We start from the raw sequence: 18,928 nt of genomic DNA, 5'->3' as shown, positions 1-18,928 counted from the left end.
ATTTTTAATATCATCTTATACTTGCACAGGGATATTGAAAAGATACTCTCAGGACTTACGAAAAAATCCGATCTCTTCGTTAAAATTTGATTTTAATTCGGTCATTTAGTCAGGCTAAACTCCCTGGTTAACATCAAATTTTTCCTCGACCTCGGCGTTTTTTATAATTCCTGACCCTGTGAACCGGATAAAATTAGCATAGCAAAACTTTGTCTTTGACTGCTAAATTTAAGATAATACTTTTTTTGAAATCTAATGCGTCTACAAGAGGGGATTAATGAAAGCACTGCTTGATGGATTAAATGAGAAACAGCGTGAAGCGGTGACGGCGCCTTTAGGCAATATCCTTGTTTTGGCTGGTGCAGGGAGTGGTAAAACACAGGTCCTGGTTAGTCGTATTGCCTGGCTTATTGAGCAAGAGCAATTATCTCCGCATGCGATTCTGGCGGTAACTTTTACCAATAAAGCAGCCGGTGAGATGAAGGCACGACTAAACGCCATGCTTAAAACACCCTTGTTGGGACTTTGGGTCGGTACTTTTCATGGCTTATGCCATCGTTTACTGCGTCGGCACTACCAGGCAGCTAAATTACCTGAACAATTTCACATTCTGGATAGTGAAGATCAGGCGCGCATTATTAAGCGGGTGATTGCTGCTTTGAATCTCGATGATGAGCAGTGGCCGGTAAAACAAGCCCAAGCGTTTATTAATAGTAAAAAAGATGAAGGGTTAAGGCCGCAGCATATTAATGCACTGCCTTATGGTCCAACTCGCACGCTAATCCAGATTTACAAGGCTTATGAACAAGCATGTCAGACTGCCGGAGTGATTGATTTTGCTGAGTTATTGTTACGTACCCATGAATTATTGCGCGATAACGCTGATCTCTTGGCTCATTACCGCCAACGGTTCCAGGCTATTTTGGTGGATGAATTTCAAGATTCTAATACAATACAGTACGCTTGGATTCGCTTACTAGCAGGTGAACATACGGCGGTAATGGCCGTAGGTGATGATGATCAATCTATCTACGGTTGGCGTGGTGCCAAGGTAGAAAATATTGAGCAGTTTTCGCATGATTTTAAAGGCACCCAAATTATTAAACTGGAACAAAATTATCGTTCAACAGCGACCATTCTCGATGCTGCCAATGCCTTGATTACCAACAATAATTCACGCATGGGTAAACGTTTGTGGACTGCTGGTGCTGCTGGCGAAAAGATTGTTGTCTATAGTGCTTTCAATGAATTGGAAGAAGCGCGTTTTGTTAGTGAACGCATTGCCATGGAAATTAATCAGGGGCGGGGTGCCCATGAAATTGCAGTTTTGTATCGTTCCAATGCTCAATCGCGTGTTATAGAAGAAGCGTTACTGCGTGCCGGTATTGCTTATCGTATTCATGGTGGTGTACGGTTTTTTGAGCGGGCAGAGGTAAAAGATACACTGGCTTACCTGCGTCTCCTGGCTAATTGTGATGATGATACAGCATTTGAACGCATTGTGAATTTTCCTACCCGCGGTATCGGCGAAAAAACGCTGGAAGAGTTGCGTCAGCAAGCGAAAACAGAACAGATTTCGTTATGGCGCTCGGCCAAGCTTCTCTTACAAAAAGAGCTTTTGCCGCAACGAGCTGCTTCCGCTTTAGCTAATTTTATGGCACTCATTGAAAAACTGCAGACCGATACTCTCTCTATGGAGTTAGATGGGCAAATCGAGGTTGTCATTGAACTTAGTGGTTTGTATGCGCACTTTGCAAAAATAAAGGGTGATAAATCAGAATCGCGTTTGGATAACTTGCAAGAATTGATCAATGCAGCCAAACAGTTTCGTTATGAACAAGATGCTGAGGAAGAATTGCCTTTATTGGTTGCCTTCCTGGCCCATGCTTCTTTGGAAGCAGGCGAGATGCAGGCTGAGGAGCATGAACGGTATGTGCATCTGATGACCTTGCATGCCGCTAAAGGGTTGGAATTCCCATTAGTTTTCTTGGTTGGTATGGAAGAAGGGGTTTTCCCCGGTAGACAGTCTGTAGAGGAGCCTGGCCGTTTAGAAGAGGAGCGTCGTTTGTGTTATGTGGGTATGACCCGAGCGATGGAGAAATTAGTCCTGTCATATGCCGAAGTTCGCCGTCAATATGGGAGGGAAGAGTACCATCGACCCTCACGTTTTTTACGGGAATTACCAGAAGGATTGGTGGATGAAGTACGTGTCAAATCACGTATGCAAATACCAGTATCGCCCAAAAACTTAGCTTCTGCGGTTGCTAAAGAAGCAGGCTTAAAGCTTGGTCAAAGTGTAACCCATGCTAAATTTGGCCAGGGAGTAGTGCTTGCTGTTGAGGGTAGTGGTGCTCAAACACGGGTGCAAATAAAATTTGCAGAGGAAGGCAGCAAATGGCTGGTTTTAGCGTATGCCAATTTGACCATACTTGAGGATTGCATGCCCTTTTAAGTAACGTGGATTCGATATAAAACAGGTTTCTGTTTGAACGTTATCCATAAAATGCATCGTACTTATACAAGATCCAGGGGCAATGATGAAGCAATAGGCTGCTACAACCCAGTTTCGAAAAAAGTCTATTGAATTTAGCGTAAGCTGGTGCTACGTTTCTGTTGTCAAAATAAAGGATAGTCCTAACGAATCTGAGTTCGATTTTCGAAATTCAGCCTACGTAGGTCTGACAATCTAATCATCAATAAGGGGAAAGGTGTGAAATTTACAAGTTTATTAGCAGCGGGCGCATTGATCACAGCAATGAACTCGCCGGTAGTAATGGCTGCCGATACTGATACTATGACTGACGCGCAAAAAAAAGCGATTGAAAAAGTAGTCCATGATTATTTAGTGAATAATCCTGAGGTGTTAATAGAAGCTTCACAAGCGTTGCAGCAAAAGCAGCAGCAAACCATGCAACAGCAAGCACAGGCAGCGATTAAAGATAATGCCAGTCAATTGTTTAATGATAGTATGGCTGTTGCCGGCAATCCCAAAGGTAACGTAACCCTGGTTGAATTTTTTGATTACCAATGCATTCATTGCAAGAAAATGGCATCTGTACTTAGTGATTTAGTCAAGAAAGACAATAATCTCCGTATTGTTTATAAAGAGTTTCCTATTTTCGGTAAAAGTTCCGAATTAGCATCCAGAGCAGCGTTGGCAGCTGGCATGCAAGGAAAATATCAAGCGATGCATGATGCGTTACTCAAGCAAGAAAAGCGTTTGAATGAACAACTGATATTGAGTACTGCAAAATCACTCGGTCTGAATATGGCAAAACTTAAAACAGATATGAACAGCAAAGCAGTGACTGATGCTTTAAATGCTAATCGTGAGCTTGCAGAAAAATTGCGTTTGATGGGTACACCTGCGTTTATTGTTGCTGCTACGCCAGCCGGTAAATTTAAAGAAGGCAGTGTGCCATCATTTATTCCAGGTGCTGCCGGGGAAGAAGCCTTGCAAGAATTGATTAAGAAAGCAGCTTCCAATCAATAAACCGGTTGAATGCTCTGGTTAGTAAAACAGAGTCATTGCGTTAAGGATAATTAGCAAGAGAACTGCCACTAAAGCAGATACTGACTAAGCCTGTTATAATGGGATAGGTAATAGGCTTAGTCCTTGGATTATCTTTCGAAATACGACTGCATTCGATGTGGCGCTCGAATCCTGTATACCAGGGTTCCGAGCTCCGTGTTTTCTTTTTCTGCCTTCAATGCAGCAAGTTTCGAGAGAAGTCTACTTATTCCTTCTGGTGTGAGCGGAAAGAATGATAGTATCTTGCCATTCATAAAGAGCTTTACTCGTTATTTTGAGACAAACATGACAAAACCCAGTACTTTCCAGGATATTATATTAGCCCTGCAGCAATTTTGGGCTGCAGAAGGCTGTGTATTATTACAACCTTTGGATATGGAAGTAGGGGCTGGGACTTTTCACCCGGCTACTTTTTTACGAGCGATAGGCCCTGAACCATGGTCAGTAGCCTATGTGCAACCTTCGCGACGACCAACTGATGGGCGCTACGGGGAAAACCCTAACCGGGGCCAGCATTATTATCAGTTTCAGGTAATTTTGAAACCATCTCCCCTCGATATACAAGAAAAGTACTTGAACTCTCTACGTGCCTTGGGTGTTGATCCGTTGGCAGATGATCTTCGCTTTGTCGAAGATAATTGGGAATCACCTACGTTGGGGGCCTGGGGACTAGGCTGGGAAGTTTGGCAAAATGGTATGGAGGTATCGCAGTTCACCTATTTTCAACAAGTGGGTGGTTTAGTATGTAAACCAATTACAGGTGAATTGACTTATGGCCTTGAGCGATTGGCTATGTACGTGTTAGGCGTGGATAATATGTTCGATTTGCCTTGGTGTGAAACAGCACAGGGTGTAGTCACCTATGGTGATGTGTTTCATCAAAACGAAGTTGAAATGTCAGCTTACAATTTCGAACACGCCAATGTGGATGCTTTGTTTAAACAGTTTGATTACTACGAAGGGGAGGCAGAAAAGCTGGTTGCTTTGAATCTGCCTTTACCGGCGTATGAAATGGTCATTAAAGCGTCCCATGCCTTTAACTTGTTAGATGCACGACGAGCGATTTCTGTAACGGAAAGGCAGCGCTATATTTTACGAGTACGCCATTTATCCCGATCAGTGGCACAAGCTTATTATGAGGCGCGCGAGGCGCTAGGATTCCCTATGCAAAAGGTGTGTGATGGCAAATGACTTTTTATTTGAATTAGGTTGTGAAGAGCTTCCCTCTGCGGCTGTTTGGCCTTTAGCTGATGCTTTGGCAAATAATTTTTTAGCTATGTTGGATAAGGCAAAGATTAATCACGCTGGGATAAAGTCTTTCGCAACACCAAGACGTTTGGCTTTTCTTGTGTCTGGCCTGCAAGATGAACAGCCTAGCCAAATTATATCTCGACGTGGTCCTGCTCTGGCCGCTGCTTATGATACAGAGGGTAAACCTACAGCAGCCTTATTAGGTTTTGCTAAATCTTGTGGTGTCGATGTACGTGATTTAGTCGCCATTAAAACGGATAAAGGTGAATGGCTGGTTCATGAATCTACTGTTAAGGGGGCAAAAACAAGTGAATTATTGCCCACGATGATTAACCAGGTATTAGCAACCTTACCCGTTGCTAAACCCATGCGTTGGGGCAATGGTGATGCTGAATTTGCGCGGCCAGTCCACTGGGCGGTTATGCTGTTCGGAAATGAAGTAATAGCTTGTGATATTTTAGGGGTAAAGACTGGATGTCATAGCTATGGCCACCGTTTTCATCACCCGCAAGCAATAGAAATAAAAAAACCACAAGACTATGAAGCATTATTACAAGAGGCGTTTGTGATTGCTGATTTTAGTAAGCGTCGGGCATTGATTGTTAAACAAGTAGAACAACTTGCCAAAGAACAGGGTGCGCAAGCAATCATGCCAGATGAGTTGCTTGATGAAGTCACTTCAATTGTTGAATGGCCGCAAGCATTGAGTGCCAGCTTTGATCAGGATTTTCTGGAGGTACCTGCAGAAGCGTTGATTGCGTCCATGCAGTCACACCAAAAATGTTTTGCTTTACAAAATAGCAGTGGAAAATTGCTGGCAAATTTCATTACAGTTAGTAACATTCGCAGTACCAACCCGAAGCAGGTTATCAATGGTAATGAGAAAGTCATGCGTGCCAGGTTAAGTGATGCCGCTTTCTTCTTTCGCAAGGATAAAGAGCTGGCGTTGAGCGATCATATTGAGGCCACTAAGAAAGTTGTTTTTCAGGCACGTTTAGGTAGTTTGTATGATAAAGCCAAGCGTATGCAAGGTTTAATGACTTATTTGGCTTCGCCACTTCGATTAAATGAGAAGGAAGCCCAGCGGGCAGCAGAATTGAGTAAATGTGATCTCTTGACTGGGATGGTCGGGGAATTTCCTGAGTTACAAGGTTTGATGGGGTATTATTATGCTCATCATGACAAGGAAACAGAGGGCGTGGCAATTGCCTTGAATGAGCAATATATGCCTCGGTTTGCAGCGGATCAATTACCTAAAACCGATTTAGGACTGGCCTTATCCCTGGTTGAGCGATTGGATACTTTGGTAGGTATTTTTGCTATTGGTCAAAAACCTTCTGGTGTTAAGGATCCATTTAAGTTACGTCGTCACGCGCTCGCAGTTGTACGGTTGTTGCTTGCAACGCCAGTAAAACTTTGTTTGTCTGAGTTAATAGAAAAAACAGTGACAATGTATGCCGATACCTTGCCGGCAGAAGCAAAGGTCTCTTTGGCAGAACTGCAGCCATTTATATTGGAACGGATGCAGTCTTATTATCAGAGCCACAATTTGGGTATTGATCTGGTCCACGCGGTTCGTGCCCGTCAAGAGGATTGGTTGTATGACTTTGATAAACGGATTAAAGCGCTGGCAGTCTTTACTAGACAACCGGAAGCAGTTGTTTTATCAGCAGCCTGTAAACGCGTAAATAATTTGTTACAGCAAGCGGAGCAAAGTGGCTTTTCAGCTATTGATGAAGCGTTGTTGGAAGAAGGCGCTGAAAAGGCACTTTATACGCATTTACATGCAATGGAAAATATGGTGCAGCCTCTTTACGCATCAGGTGATTATGGGCCTATTCTTACCCAGCTTGCCAATTTACGCGAACCAGTAGACGCTTTTTTTGAACATGTCATGGTGATGGTTGATAATAAAGACGTTAAAATGAATCGGTTGAGTTTATTGGCTCGTTTGCAAACACTGTTACAAGGCGTTGCAGATATTTCTCTCTTACAAATTGACTTATGAATAGACATCTTTCGAAAGTAGTTCTGTTAGACAGAGATGGCGTAATTAACCAGGACTCTCTTCACTATATTAAATCAGTTGATGAGTTTATCTTTTTACCTGGTAGTGTTGAGGCGATCGCCGCTTTAACCAGGGCCGGGTATCGTATTGGTGTTGCTACGAATCAATCGGGTGTTTCCCGTGGTTATTATAATGAGGAAGCCCTTGCTGCTATTCATGAAAAACTCTTGCAACATGTACGTGCTGCAGGAGGAGAAATTGAAGCAATAGAGTATTGTATCCACATGCCCGATCAAGGTTGTTTTTGTCGCAAACCAAATCCAGGGATGCTCTATGCATTAGCAAGAAAATTAGAGTGTACTTTGATTGATACGCCCTTTATTGGAGACAGAGTATCTGATATTCAGGCCGCAGAAGCTGTAGGCGCAAAACCACTACTGGTTTTTTCACCAATGACCGATAGAATTGCTTTACAAGCCTATTCCCATGTCCCTGTTTTTAATTCGCTTGCGCAATGTGTCGAGCAGTTACTAGCACCATGAATGATCAGTTGGCAATTGGCTACGAAAATGAAGCGCTGGAGGAGGAAGCAGAACAGCTTGCTGTACAATTGGGACTCGAGATAAATAATCAAGCTGCCAGACAATTGTTAGTGACCAGCGAGAGATTGGTTCTTAAAATTCCTGCTTTTTCACCCTTGTATGCGGATTTTACCACCTCGACCTGGCAAAAACGCCGTGATGCGGGGAAAAAACAGGGATTGGTACGTGCTTGCAAACCGGGTCCAGGGACGCGAATTATTGACGTAACGGCTGGGTGGGGGAGAGACGCTGCTGTACTCGCCAGTTTCGGTGCGGAAGTGCTTATGATAGAGCGTCAGCCGATAATGGCTGTCTTACTTGCTGATGCTTTGATGCGCCGTGATGAGCATTCCAAAGAGCGCTTGAAACTGAAAGTAAAACACTGTGATGCGCTTCATTATTTACAAGATTTGCCTTTGAATGCCTACCCAGAAGTTATTTATATGGATCCCATGCATCCACAACGGCAAAAAGCGGCACTGGTCAAGAAAGACATGCAAGCCTTGCAACAGCTAATTGGTACTGATGAAGATGCATTAGCGCTTTTAGCGTTAGCCAAAACCAAGGCTCTTAAACGAGTAGTCGTTAAATGGCCGCAGCATTTGCCTGCCCTGTTGCCACCGACTAGCAGTATCGCAGGCAAAACAGTTCGGTTCGATATCTATGCAAATGCTTCTGCTTTTGACAATAAAACTTAAAGGTTGATGACACTATCTAAGTACCTAAACTTTGATTTTCTATACCTTGCTGCTCACAGATTAGTAAATATGCTCCGCGATGATATCCGAAAAGCAACGCTTAGGCACTCAAGCTAGCACCATGTTTCAATCAGCCTTAAGCCAGATCGAATTCGCCCAACTCTTCGCGCAAACGTTTTTGTTCAAAAATGTCTTCAATACGCCGGCGTCGTTCCAATTTGGTACTTAGATGAGTTTCAGTGCTCATTTCCGTTGAGTTAATACTTTCTTCAAGCCCTATCTCAAAATCATCAAAACGTTGAGTACTCATGGTTGTCCTCCTTTACTGGGCTGATTAGACCTCTTGCATAACTGTTCTTTGCTTCCATTGCTGCGTTGCAACGTTATGCAGTGTTCATTGACGACTTGTAAACTCTGCTTCTTGAAACGTTTATGCTTTGCGCAAAAACAAAATACACAGTTATGCAAGAGGTCTATTGAATTCCATAACAACATTTTGGGTTGTGGATCTTTAACCTCTTGGCAAGGCGCTCCAGACTTCAGTGTTTTATCTACTCAAGTACCAGGAGTAAAAATCCAGTAATAATCCTCTGAATTTTCTAATAAAAATAACAGAATTCCACTGTCAGGGACAGTGGAATTTTTTAAACATTGGCTGCAAGAGGTAATCAGAGTGTGTGGGGTTAAATAGTACCGCCTCCAAGAGTAGGTGTCGTAGAACCTGTTGGTGGTGGAGGCGTAGTCCGCATTTCCTGGAGTTTTTGTTTGATGCTGACTGTTTCTGCTTTAGCGCCCGGTGAGTTAAAGACTCGTCCTTCACGTTCCTGGGCAATTTTAGTGGCTTCATTTTTAGCTTTTCGCAGCCGACTGGGTTCATCGTCAAACAATTTATCTTCTTCTTTGAGCTTTCCTTTTTCATATTTTTCGGTAAGCGATTTACCATTGACTACGATATTGATATCTCTCGGCTCAAAACCTGCCTTAATAGCGGCTTCGTAAGCTTTTTTCCCTAATTCTTTTGCTTTATCAGGATCTGCTGCAGTGAGTTCCATGGTAATCGTTTCGGCACCCGTCGCTTTGATAGTATGCGCGAGACTGGCTAAATCCTTTTCAACACTCTTTGTTACATCGCGGGCTTTACGATCAAAGAAAATCCAATCCTTAGATAGTTTCATTGAATAGGAACCATCCGTATTTTTGGTAAGAGGCCTGCCAGTTAAAGTATTGATTGTGTCTAAATCTTGAACTTTAATCCCTCTCAAAATCGCGGTTGATTGATCCGCTTGAATTGAAACAGTGGTCGATCGACGTGGTTCGTTGGCTGCTCGTTGTGCAGCCAGCGTATCGATTGCTGCCCTCATTTGTTTATCGCGCTCATAGCGATCACCGAGTAATGCAATACGATCGAATTCCTTTTGCATAGCCGAATAAAATTTTTTAATGCTGTAGTTAAACTCCGCCTCAGCCCGTTTTATTTGTGAGGCATGGGATGCTTTCGTCGCATTAACCATATCATCCTTAACTTTGTTCACCTGTTCTTCGGTGGTGCCTGGTCCCATGGCAGCTTTTATTTTTTCGCGAAATTCATTACGAGCAGGGGGATTAGCAGGAGCAAATTTATCATTGAGCCGTTCAAGCTCTTTCGCTTGTTGGGCCTTGATTGCTGCCAATGCGTCAGATTTCTTTTCTTGTAAAACATTGGCTATTCCGGCAGCACTGTATTGAGGAGGATTTGCCATCACTAACGTATGCAAGTTAGTGACATCTTTGGTAAAATCACTAATCGCTTTATCAGTGGCTGGGGTTTTGGCAAATACTTCTTTTATACCATTAACAAGATCGGGATCCGATCCAAATTTTTCAGTAATTGATTTACCATCTGGTGTCGTGGTCTTAAGGGGTTTTTTATCGCCATCTACTATTTTATCAAAATCACTCAGATCTTTAAGTCTTTTTGATGAGTAATTTTCCATAGTAGTGCGAGCCGTGATACCGCCCTCAATACCTACGCTTTTTCTGTGTTCATCCCAATAAGCAACCTGCTGTTCAGTGCTCATTGCTCCCAGCGTGAATGCATTTTTGATTTTTTGCCCTCTGGTCTTAATATTTGTAGGGTCAGCCATAATGTCTATCTCTGTTAAGGTAGTAGTCAGATAAGAAAAGTATAACACCTAAATAATTAAAATAGGATTAAGCCGATTCTTCTTAACTTTTTCTTAACATATATAGAATGCCGGGGGTAAAGTATCTTATTTTTGTTTTAATAGTTAAGAGTGGATTCGCGGAACCAGCGCAGTACAAAGCTGCTTCCGCGAATGCAGGAGGTTACCAGGCTGGTATTGCAGCATCACCAAAAAGCTCTTGCGCTTTATTCGTTACTTCCTTGGAGTTCATTGCTTTAACAAACTCTTCAAGTTGAGCCTTTTTAGGACTGTCACGACGAATCACAATTAAATTGGCATAGGGGGAATCTTTTCCTTCGACATAGATTGCATCGCGGGAAGGACTGAGACCTGCTGGAATTGCAAAGGTGGTATTGATAACTGCTGCATCCACATCGTCTAAAATACGTGGTAATTGAGCTGCATCCAATTCTTTAATGGCGAGGTGTTTGGGATTGCTGGCAATATCAGCGACACTAGCCAAGTCTGTTTTTTTCAAGGTAATTAAACCGGCTTTTTGCAGTAGTAATAAAGCCCTCGCTTCATTGCTCGGATCATTAGGAATAGCAATGGTGGCTTTATCGGGTAACTGGTTTAGTTTTTTGATTTTTTTGCTGTAAACTCCTGTGGGGTAAACAAAGGTTTTACCTATTGCTTCGAGATCATAGCCATGTGCTTTGTTAGCGGCTTGTAAATAAGGTAAATGTTGGTAAACATTGGCATCCAGGCTTCCGTCTTGTAAGGCTTCATTGGGTAAATTATAGTCGTTAAATTCGACAATTTTAATGGTTAAGCCGTATTTTTGCTCGGCTACCTCTTTTGCTGTTTCAACCAAATCAGTTTCGGGACCTGCAATAGTGCCGATGGTTAGGGTATTGGGTGAGGGTTTATGGCATGCCACTAAGCTGACTAACAAAACTAAGATACTAAAAAAACGCATGATGACTCCTAAATTTCTACCCTATCTAATTGTGCGAAAATCGGCGCGCTAATCGATCGCCACCCATTTGGAGTAATTGGACAATTAATACCAAAATAAAGACGGTTGCTAACATGACACTCACATTAAAACGTTGATAACCGTAACGAATTGCCAAATCACCTAAACCGCCTCCACCTACGGTACCCGCCATGGCGGAGTAATTCACCAAGGTAATCGCAGTAATAGTGACTCCATGAATTAACGCAGGAAAAGCTTCTGGAAACAAGAGATGACGAATCATTTGCCAGGTATTCGCCCCCATGGAAAAACCAGTTTCGATCAGACCATTCGGTAAACTTTGATAGATGTTATCCACTAAACGAGCAAAAAAAGGAGTAGCGCCAAGCGTAAGTGGAACCATGGCGGCATGTAAACCAATCGAGGTCCCCACAATAAAACGGGTAATTGGAATCAAGGCAACAAGCAGGATAATAAAAGGGATGGAGCGACTCATGTTGATAATTGCGGCAATGAAGCGATGCAACCCTGGGTGGGGTTTGATTTTTGCAGAGGTGAAAAGAAGAGTACCTAAAGGTAACCCTAGTAAGACGGCAAATACAGTGCTGACAATCACCATGTAGAGCGTTTCACCACTGGCCACCATTAAATCATAAAACATCGTCAGTGACATAACCTAAAATCTCCACCGTTAAATTAGATTCTTCGCAACGTTTGATAAATTTTTGCAGCAATGCCTGGTTAGCGGCTAATTCGACTATTAGCACACCGCAGGTAACCGCATCAAATTGGTCAATATTAGCAAGGAGGATATTAATATCTAAATTCAGCTCACGGCTGGTTTTGCTAATAAAGGGAATAGTCGCATTATCACCCTGGAAAAAGAGGCGTAACAAGGGTTTATTATTAGCTACGCTGGATAGTGAACTTTGCAGGCAAGCTGGGAGTTGCGGGCTTAACTGAGTATATAGCATGCTTCGTGCTGGGCTGGCTGGATTACTGAATACGCTCGCCAAGGAGGTTATTTCAACAATCTCACCAGCCTCCATGACAGCGAGGCGATGGCAGATTCGCTTTACTACTTCCATTTCATGAGTAATTAATACAATGGTAATACCGTACAAAGTATTAATTTTCTTTAGTAATTCAAGAATGGCATTGGTTGTTTCCGGATCGAGGGCAGATGTTGCTTCATCACAGAGAAGAATTTTAGGTGAGCAGCTGAGGGCACGCGCAATGGCAACGCGCTGCTTTTGTCCCCCGCTAAGCTGTCCTGGATAATGATGTATTTTTTCCTCAAGCTCAACAAGAGGGAGTAATTCGTGAATTTTTTCATGGATAACCGATTCGGCTATTCCCTGGATGCGCATAGGCAGTGCAATATTGTCATAAACCGTTTTGGAATTGAGTAAATTAAAATGCTGGAAAATCATTGCCATTTTGTGGCGGGCTTTACGCAAACCCTGCATAGATAGGTGTGTAATATTTTCATTATCAACAATGACTTCTCCACTACTCGGTCTTTCCAGTAAATTAATGGAGCGCAATAAAGTGGATTTTCCAGCACCACTTTTGCCAATGATGCCAAAAATCTCACCTTCCTGAATGAATAAATTGATATCACGCAAGGCAATGTTCGTTGCATAGGATTTGGTTAATCCATTTAATTCTATCATTACATCAACCTAAGGGTATTGCAGCATGCGGAGGCAAGGAGGGAAATTACCCGCTTTAGCCGTATTTACAATAAAATGAGCCTAGACCAAATTACTGAGCGCCCGCAAGCTGAAGTTTCAAATCGGCGCAAGCGCGTATCATACAATATCTCTTTAGTGAAAGAAACTAAAAGCGTGTCTCTGCCTCTTTGAGGGTTTAATCTTTTTGTTTTTTAGGCACTTTGAGTTTATGTAGTTTTCCCTTCTTTAAAAAACAATAAACCAGGCCTAAAACTAAACCATACACCAAATGGCCAATTAACGGTTGTATATTACTTTGCAGACCAGCAAGATTCCATTTTACAAACAAAGGGTCACCTGCAGATAAAGTCGGTAACAGGGTCATAGGACCTATTATCCACATGCCTATACCAAAGAGGAGTCCCCAGAAAATCGAAGTAAACCATGAATGGATTAGCCAGCCGAAGACAAAAGCGAAGACAAGTCCCGCGATAATAGTGATTATAAAGTGAACTATCATCCCGCCTAATTTAGTAGGCATGCCGATGATACTGCCCAGGGTTTCAGACATACCGCCAAGAATTAAAAAAAAGGCAAAGACAATACCAGCGACTACACCAGAAAGGACACCATTGGTAAAGCATTTACGATCGCACATCCAAATCTCCTTATAAATTTTTCTTTTTTATCTTTTAACAGATATGGCTACGTGTTAGCTTGATTATCAGGTCTTACTTGGAACTCCGATGTTAAAATCAAATTTTGCCTTGACCTCGATATTTTTTCGTAAGTCCTGTTTATTATAGATCCGATTTTCATAATAGGAGAAGAATCAAAGATTGAGGTTAAATTGACAAGCCTTAAATTTATTGGCAACCTCAACTCTCACTATTGATCGGATGAAGGAGCTGTGTTAATGAAAAAGCAATTAATGTCAATTCTTGCGCTGTTATCATTCTCAGTACATGCCAGTGAGCTTAGTACTTTTGCTGAAGTGGCAGATGCTGTGGTTGGAGGGAAACAAATAAATTTTGTAGTATCCTTCAAGGATTGTGAAACAGAGAATCCAACCGCTAATATTAAAGCATCCTTCAGGCCTCAGGCGCTGATGTTAATTGCCAATAACCGAGTTACTGCCTCTGATAAGCATTTCACATTGGATAATCTCGGAAATCCTATTATCGAGTACGTGAAGTACACTATTCATGCAGATACTAGCGTTGAAGTACAAGTAGCCAGTATGAACGCCAAAGATTATCATCCTGTAGAGCGCCATCAAATCCATTGTCAATTAGGAAAGAGTTTTCAAGTGTTTAGCAATGAGCGCCAAATTACTTAAGATTATTTCCAGATACCGATGGCTTGGTTTTCTGTGCTTTATTACAATACCTGAAAATCATAACTCTTGGTTTGGGGTTAGCCTAGTGTCGTTGCCCTCTTCATCCTTGTTTCGCGTTGTATAAATTTTCTCGGTGGCTTTAGAAGGCGCAAACAGGGAGAGATAGGGGGGGGGTGGTGACATGTCTGGCAACTCCCTATCATCTAAGGCTGCCTCTTTCTGTTGTGATTTAGTCAAAACAGCATCCATGGCAAAAAAGGAAAACTGGGTTGTTGTAGCGGTGGCTCTTCCTCCTGTTTCCAATGTTGATGGGCAGCCGTAAAAAATGGGATCATAGGCTTTGGCAGGGGAGGAGGATTTAGATGGCGCTATGGAGTGGATTCGCTCCAAGGGATTGCCAAAAGCAAAAAAAGAGAAGGAACTCTCTCGATCAGCTTCATATCCCTTTGTTATTGCTTCCATTTCAAGCTGATTTTTTAACCGGTACAGTTCTATGACAAAATGACCGAATTTATCATTCTTCTCTATATAGGGGTAACAAATTGGTATTAAAGGCTGAAAAGAATTGAGCATTGCCTCGATCAGTTGAAGCGATTTTCTTTGAGTAACAATCATTAAAATATGGGCTAAATCAACTTCTAACGAATTTTTATGTAAGGGGTTTGAGCTGTCTATGACAGTAAAATTTTTCAGAATAATGCGTTCTATAAGATTAATCCTGGCTAAAGGCGCCTTTCTGGCGAATCGTTTATCGTTGCCAAAATTAAGGGCAGTAACCATTCTTTCCTGGTTAATAAAATCAGTAAAGATACTGTTCTTAATAAGATGGTCATCGGTAATTTTGATGTAAAGGATACTAAGGCCTAAAAGATCTCGTGTAAAAGCAGCTAAATGAACAGAGTTATTGCGTCTTAAACTGTATTTGGCGTACATTTTCTCATTAACACCTAATAACAGTTCAATAGGTAGTGGTTGATAGAGGGTGTCTAAAAAAAGGAATAATTCTTCAATAAAATAGCGGGCTGCTTTTCTCTTATGATGAAATACCTTGGATGTTAGGGATATAAGGAGTTCTTCATACCACATCAGATTGCCTATAATGTGTAAAAATTTTTTCTAGAGGCGATATTTTACTTTGATCGTACTAAATTTGTCATTGTTGCTGTGAGTCTGCTTTAGGGCCCCTGATAAGCCAGGGGCTGCTTTTTGATCCTGTCGAATTAATCATCCCGCCATCCAAGGCTAGTCAGCTAGTTCCTGACGATTTTTAAAATCGTTTAACGCTTCGGGATTGGCAAGTGATTGGAGATTGTTAATGGTCTGCCCATGGACTGTTTGTCGTACAGCGACTTCCACTGTTTTACCACTCATCGTGCGTGGTATATCGTTCACTTGCAGGATTTTGGCTGGTACGTGGCGAGGAGAAGCATTATGGCGTATGGTTTGACGAATGGTATTAATCAACTCGTCATTTAACTGTAGGCCTTCTCTTAATTTAACAAATAACACCACACGAACATCTTCTTGCCAGTCTTGACCTATCACTACACTGTCGACCACTTCAGGAATTTTTTCTACCTGACGATAAATTTCAGCGGTTCCTATGCGTACACCACCAGGATTTAATACAGCATCGGAACGACCATAAATAATAAGACCGTGGTGCTTAGTCACTTCGGCAAAATCACCATGGGCCCAGACGTCGTTAAAACGCTCAAAATAAGCACGTTTATAAGCTTGTTTATCTGGATCTTGCCAAAAACCCACTGGCATGGATGGAAAAGGTTTGGTGCACACTAACTCTCCACGCTCCTCACTGACTGGTTTCCCCTGTTCATTGAAAACCTTAACCGCCATGCCAAGCCCCAAACATTGTAATTCGCCGCGATAAACAGGCAGAATTGGATTACCCAATGCAAAGCAGGAAACGATATCAGTCCCGCCTGATATGGAGCTCAATTGCACATCGGATTTCACCTGTTGATAGACAAAATCATAGTTTTTAGGCAACAGTGGTGAGCCAGTAGAGAGAATTGTACGCAGGGTTTTTAAGGAAAACTGTTGATTTGGCTTCGTATCTGCTTTTTCTACGGCTGAGATAAATTTGGCACTTGTACCGAAGACAGTAATTTTTTCATTCTCAATTAATTGGAACAGACGACTGGCATCTGGGTAGGTCGGAGCCCCTTCATAAAGCGTCAGTGTTGCACCAAGCGCTAAAACCGACACCATCCAATTCCACATCATCCAGCCACAGGTTGTGTAAAAACAGAGGTTGTCCTCTGCCTTGATGTCCGTGTGCAGGCCCAATTCTTTTAGATGTTGCAAGAGGGTTCCACCGGCACCATGCATGATGCATTTTGGTTTACCTGTTGTTCCTGATGAAAAGAGAATATACAGCGGATGAGCGAAGGGGAGTGCCGCAAACTCACAATCTTTAACCGGTTTAACAAACTTATCAACAGTGATCGCTTTGGTAAGGGCGTCAAAGTTAGCTTCAGTATGGATAACGGGACAAACAACTATTTTAACCAGTGAAGGAATCGCTTTACTCACTTCTATTATCTTGCTGGTGGCTTCGTGCTTTTTGCCCAGATATTGATGGCCATCACAAACGAACAAAACTTTGGGCTCTATTTGACCTAAACGATCTATAGCAGCCTGAGCACCAAAATCAGGGGAACAGGAAGACCAGATAGCGCCGATTGAAGCAGTCGCTAACATGGCGATAATGGTATAAGAGACATTCGGCATGATGGCGGCAACGCGATCCCCCTTAACAACACCAACCTGCTTTAAACCAGCTGCACAGCGAGCAACTTCTTGATACAGTTCTTTATAACTTAAAACCTGGCGTTCTCCCTCTTCATTAACGCTGATCAAGGCAGGATGTTCATCACGTCGAGTTAATAATTTTTCAGCAAAATTAAATGTTGCTCCCTCGAACCAACGGGCATCTAACATATGGTCATAGGTGTTTAAGGCTTGTTTGGCGGAACTATTAAAGGTTAAGTGAAAGTAATCACATAGAGCCTGCCAGAAAAGGGCCGGTTCTTGCACGGACCATGCATGCAACTGTTGATAATCAGCAAACTGTCGCTGCTGTTTTTGGGCAACGAATTGCATAAATTGCCACATTCTGCTTTTTTGGGGCTCTTTGGGTTGCCATACCACTGTGTTCATTATTGACTTCCTTTTAACTGTATTTTTTTTCTAAGAAGGGTGGGAAATGTGTTCAGTTGGCCGATTTCACTGCATGCCTAAATGATAACCGGCATTACTCTGAGCAACAACGTATGTCGGGTTATTTTTTGCTGTGTAGTAGGCGACTCATTATATTTTATAGAGTGGAAAATTTAATCATAAGATTAACCATTCGTCATTGTGATTTTGTTTTAACCTGCTATTATACGGCGCATTTACTATCATTCATCGACTGAGTTAGACAACATGCGCTTAACGACCAAAATCCGAACTTCAACAAATCAGCCAGTCAATTACGCGATTCGTAAGCGCTCAGGGGAAACATTCTCTGGTCCACGTACCGACGTGAAAGTTTTTGTAAATGGTAAAGAAATAGGTTGTATGCAGTATTCTATCCAGGAGAATTGTCTTTATATCCATCGTATGGATAATTATTCGATCAACGCGGATGCTCCATTTAAACATGTTGGCTCTCTTTTGATGGAGTATGCCTTTCACAAGAGTATTCAGGCGGGTAAAGAGGGACGTATAGAGCTCGATGCTATTAAGAATTCGCCGCCTGCCTATTTTCATATGGGACTAAGAAAAAAGGGAACAGGAGTGATGTGGCTGCAGAAAGAAATAGCTGACTATATGGCTACGAAATCACCGACTATAAAACGGAAAATAGAAGAAAGTGTTTTTTATCAGACCTTAAAGAAAGATGCAGAGGCAGCCGCCCGGAAAAAGGGTTTAACATCTCTTTCTTTTGAACAGGTGTTAGAGTACGGTGAATATAGTGCATGGAATGATGAGTTTGCCGAGAGAATTGCTAAGGCCAGGGCTTCTGGGGAAAAATTAACTGAAACGGATTCATTGGAATCTTATATGCATGGCATCATGTACCTGCCTCCTGAGACGATAGTCGCTAAAAAATTAGAATTCTGTCAATTTAAGCCTATTGGGAGTAATTGGTTTTTTAGCACCGAGTATGCTCGCTCCAAGTTAAAGAATCCCAGACTAATTGAGCTGGTTAATAATGGAAAACTGGACTCATCCAATGCCGTGGAAATTGACGCAAAACTATCTGATAACCCTAAACTTGAACCACTAGTCGAATTACTCTTGTCACCGATGGGCTTAAAAATGATGAGAAAAAATTACATTTCAGGTTGGTTTGCGATCATTTATTTTACCAAGGATTCACTGGCACATGTCATTTCTGCTAACGGTTTGAAGTTATTTGAAAATAGCACTATTCAATCCATGAGTCAGTTGGTCAATCTTCATCCTTCTTACTACCCAAAGTTGTTTAGTGATACTGGCGTGAAAGCCTTTGAAAGTGGGGAAGTAGTGATGTCTGAGACAGGTTATTTAAAAGACTCCCAAGGGACATTCATAGATAATAGTCAATTTGAACAGTTAATTGCAAGCGTCGCAGAAAAAGAGAGCACTTGCGGGTTGAAAGGGTAATTCTTCTATTGAGTAAGGTTCGCTTGCTGCAGCTCTTTAATGAAATTCATAATTTAAAGTCGGCGTTTAAGGTCTCTATTCCTGA

The 18,928-nt window shown here is 42.1% G+C and carries 16 protein-coding genes; 8 read left to right on the top strand and 8 right to left on the bottom strand.

The genetic code is table 11. From position 1 onward, the window contains the following. Nucleotides 1–277: 277 nt before the first annotated feature. From uvrD to DYC89_RS11030, 6 genes are all read left to right on the top strand, one after another. Entirely contained in the window at nt 278–2,452 is a 2,175-nt protein-coding gene (gene uvrD / locus DYC89_RS11055) for a DNA helicase II (RefSeq protein ID WP_115221837.1), read from the top strand. A gap of 258 nt (nt 2,453–2,710) precedes the next feature. Beyond that, a complete protein-coding gene (locus DYC89_RS11050; RefSeq protein ID WP_115221836.1) occupies nt 2,711–3,493 on the top strand; it encodes a DsbA family protein in 783 nt (260 codons plus the stop codon). Between the two features lie 324 nt (nt 3,494–3,817). Next, nucleotides 3,818–4,723, top strand: a complete 906-nt coding sequence (glyQ, locus tag DYC89_RS11045; RefSeq protein ID WP_115221835.1) for a glycine--tRNA ligase subunit alpha — start codon at nt 3,818–3,820, stop codon at nt 4,721–4,723. Further along, on the top strand, nt 4,713–6,791 hold the full coding sequence (glyS, locus tag DYC89_RS11040; RefSeq protein ID WP_115221834.1) for a glycine--tRNA ligase subunit beta: 2,079 nt from the start codon (nt 4,713–4,715) through the stop codon (nt 6,789–6,791). Before glyQ ends, glyS begins: the two co-directional genes overlap by 11 nt. Then, nucleotides 6,788–7,333, top strand: a complete 546-nt coding sequence (gmhB, locus tag DYC89_RS11035; RefSeq protein WP_115221833.1) for a D-glycero-beta-D-manno-heptose 1,7-bisphosphate 7-phosphatase — start codon at nt 6,788–6,790, stop codon at nt 7,331–7,333. The genes glyS and gmhB overlap by 4 nt, the downstream gene beginning before the upstream one ends. Continuing rightward, nucleotides 7,330–8,070: a class I SAM-dependent methyltransferase gene (locus tag DYC89_RS11030; protein ID WP_115221832.1), complete on the top strand. Its 741-nt coding sequence runs from the start codon at nt 7,330–7,332 to the stop codon at nt 8,068–8,070. Before gmhB ends, DYC89_RS11030 begins: the two co-directional genes overlap by 4 nt. 136 nt (nt 8,071–8,206) lie before the next feature. Here the strand turns inward: DYC89_RS11030 and DYC89_RS16525 are convergent, their stop codons facing one another. The 6 genes from DYC89_RS16525 to DYC89_RS11005 all read right to left on the bottom strand — a co-directional run bounded on the left by DYC89_RS16525 (nt 8,207) and on the right by DYC89_RS11005 (nt 13,506). Then, nucleotides 8,207–8,380 carry a PA3496 family putative envelope integrity protein gene (locus DYC89_RS16525; protein WP_181879383.1) on the bottom strand — a complete coding sequence of 58 codons (174 nt, stop codon included), beginning with the start codon at nt 8,378–8,380 and terminating at the stop codon, nt 8,207–8,209. Between the two features lie 373 nt (nt 8,381–8,753). Then, on the bottom strand, nt 8,754–10,193 hold the full coding sequence (locus tag DYC89_RS11025) for a hypothetical protein (protein ID WP_115221831.1): 1,440 nt from the start codon (nt 10,191–10,193) through the stop codon (nt 8,754–8,756). A 202-nt stretch (nt 10,194–10,395) separates the two neighbouring features. Beyond that, the gene (locus tag DYC89_RS11020) at nt 10,396–11,172 is read right to left on the bottom strand and encodes a MetQ/NlpA family ABC transporter substrate-binding protein (RefSeq protein WP_115221830.1); all 777 of its coding nucleotides are present in this window, start codon (nt 11,170–11,172) and stop codon (nt 10,396–10,398) included. A 25-nt stretch (nt 11,173–11,197) separates the two neighbouring features. Continuing rightward, a complete protein-coding gene (locus tag DYC89_RS11015) occupies nt 11,198–11,845 on the bottom strand; it encodes a methionine ABC transporter permease (RefSeq protein ID WP_115221829.1) in 648 nt (215 codons plus the stop codon). Continuing rightward, nucleotides 11,823–12,848: an ATP-binding cassette domain-containing protein gene (locus DYC89_RS11010; RefSeq protein ID WP_115221828.1), complete on the bottom strand. Its 1,026-nt coding sequence runs from the start codon at nt 12,846–12,848 to the stop codon at nt 11,823–11,825. The genes DYC89_RS11015 and DYC89_RS11010 overlap by 23 nt, the downstream gene beginning before the upstream one ends. 196 nt (nt 12,849–13,044) lie before the next feature. Next, nucleotides 13,045–13,506: a hypothetical protein gene (locus DYC89_RS11005; RefSeq protein WP_115221827.1), complete on the bottom strand. Its 462-nt coding sequence runs from the start codon at nt 13,504–13,506 to the stop codon at nt 13,045–13,047. 258 nt (nt 13,507–13,764) lie between these two features. Between DYC89_RS11005 and DYC89_RS11000 the strand changes: the two genes are divergently transcribed. Next, nucleotides 13,765–14,187, top strand: coding sequence for a VirK family protein (locus DYC89_RS11000; RefSeq protein ID WP_115221826.1), 423 nt, complete (start codon nt 13,765–13,767; stop codon nt 14,185–14,187). A 57-nt stretch (nt 14,188–14,244) separates the two neighbouring features. On the opposite strand, the gene DYC89_RS10995 is transcribed toward DYC89_RS11000, so the two are convergent. After that, nucleotides 14,245–15,273 carry a hypothetical protein gene (locus DYC89_RS10995; RefSeq protein WP_115221825.1) on the bottom strand — a complete coding sequence of 343 codons (1,029 nt, stop codon included), beginning with the start codon at nt 15,271–15,273 and terminating at the stop codon, nt 14,245–14,247. Nucleotides 15,274–15,429: 156 nt separating this feature from the next. Then, nucleotides 15,430–17,370, bottom strand: a complete 1,941-nt coding sequence (locus DYC89_RS10990; protein ID WP_115221824.1) for an acetoacetate--CoA ligase — start codon at nt 17,368–17,370, stop codon at nt 15,430–15,432. A gap of 267 nt (nt 17,371–17,637) precedes the next feature. Here DYC89_RS10990 and DYC89_RS10985 point away from each other — a divergent pair, with 267 nt between their 5' ends. Next, on the top strand, nt 17,638–18,843 hold the full coding sequence (locus DYC89_RS10985) for a hypothetical protein (RefSeq protein WP_147285503.1): 1,206 nt from the start codon (nt 17,638–17,640) through the stop codon (nt 18,841–18,843). Nucleotides 18,844–18,928: the final 85 nt, after the last annotated feature.

The sequence above is a fragment of the Legionella donaldsonii genome (genome assembly GCF_900452385.1).
Taxonomy (GTDB): Bacteria; Pseudomonadota; Gammaproteobacteria; order Legionellales; family Legionellaceae; genus Tatlockia; species Tatlockia donaldsonii.
Note: the sequence above shows the minus strand (reverse complement) of the source record. Positions and strands in the feature narration are given on the sequence as shown.

What these genes read in the sequence shown, in the direction of transcription:
- DYC89_RS11015 (WP_115221829.1), bottom strand. Translation starts at nt 11,845, where the DNA reads ATGTCACTGACGATGTTTTATGATTTAATGGTGGCCAGTGGTGAAACG.
- DYC89_RS11025 (WP_115221831.1), bottom strand. Translation starts at nt 10,193, where the DNA reads ATGGCTGACCCTACAAATATTAAGACCAGAGGGCAAAAAATCAAAAAT.
- uvrD (WP_115221837.1), top strand. Translation starts at nt 278, where the DNA reads ATGAAAGCACTGCTTGATGGATTAAATGAGAAACAGCGTGAAGCGGTG.
- DYC89_RS11005 (WP_115221827.1), bottom strand. Translation starts at nt 13,506, where the DNA reads ATGTGCGATCGTAAATGCTTTACCAATGGTGTCCTTTCTGGTGTAGTC.
- DYC89_RS10995 (WP_115221825.1), bottom strand. Translation starts at nt 15,273, where the DNA reads ATGTGGTATGAAGAACTCCTTATATCCCTAACATCCAAGGTATTTCAT.
- DYC89_RS11000 (WP_115221826.1), top strand. Translation starts at nt 13,765, where the DNA reads ATGAAAAAGCAATTAATGTCAATTCTTGCGCTGTTATCATTCTCAGTA.
- glyS (WP_115221834.1), top strand. Translation starts at nt 4,713, where the DNA reads ATGGCAAATGACTTTTTATTTGAATTAGGTTGTGAAGAGCTTCCCTCT.
- glyQ (WP_115221835.1), top strand. Translation starts at nt 3,818, where the DNA reads ATGACAAAACCCAGTACTTTCCAGGATATTATATTAGCCCTGCAGCAA.
- DYC89_RS16525 (WP_181879383.1), bottom strand. Translation starts at nt 8,380, where the DNA reads ATGAGTACTCAACGTTTTGATGATTTTGAGATAGGGCTTGAAGAAAGT.
- DYC89_RS10985 (WP_147285503.1), top strand. Translation starts at nt 17,638, where the DNA reads ATGCGCTTAACGACCAAAATCCGAACTTCAACAAATCAGCCAGTCAAT.
- gmhB (WP_115221833.1), top strand. Translation starts at nt 6,788, where the DNA reads ATGAATAGACATCTTTCGAAAGTAGTTCTGTTAGACAGAGATGGCGTA.
- DYC89_RS11010 (WP_115221828.1), bottom strand. Translation starts at nt 12,848, where the DNA reads ATGATAGAATTAAATGGATTAACCAAATCCTATGCAACGAACATTGCC.
- DYC89_RS10990 (WP_115221824.1), bottom strand. Translation starts at nt 17,370, where the DNA reads ATGAACACAGTGGTATGGCAACCCAAAGAGCCCCAAAAAAGCAGAATG.
- DYC89_RS11020 (WP_115221830.1), bottom strand. Translation starts at nt 11,172, where the DNA reads ATGCGTTTTTTTAGTATCTTAGTTTTGTTAGTCAGCTTAGTGGCATGC.
- DYC89_RS11030 (WP_115221832.1), top strand. Translation starts at nt 7,330, where the DNA reads ATGAATGATCAGTTGGCAATTGGCTACGAAAATGAAGCGCTGGAGGAG.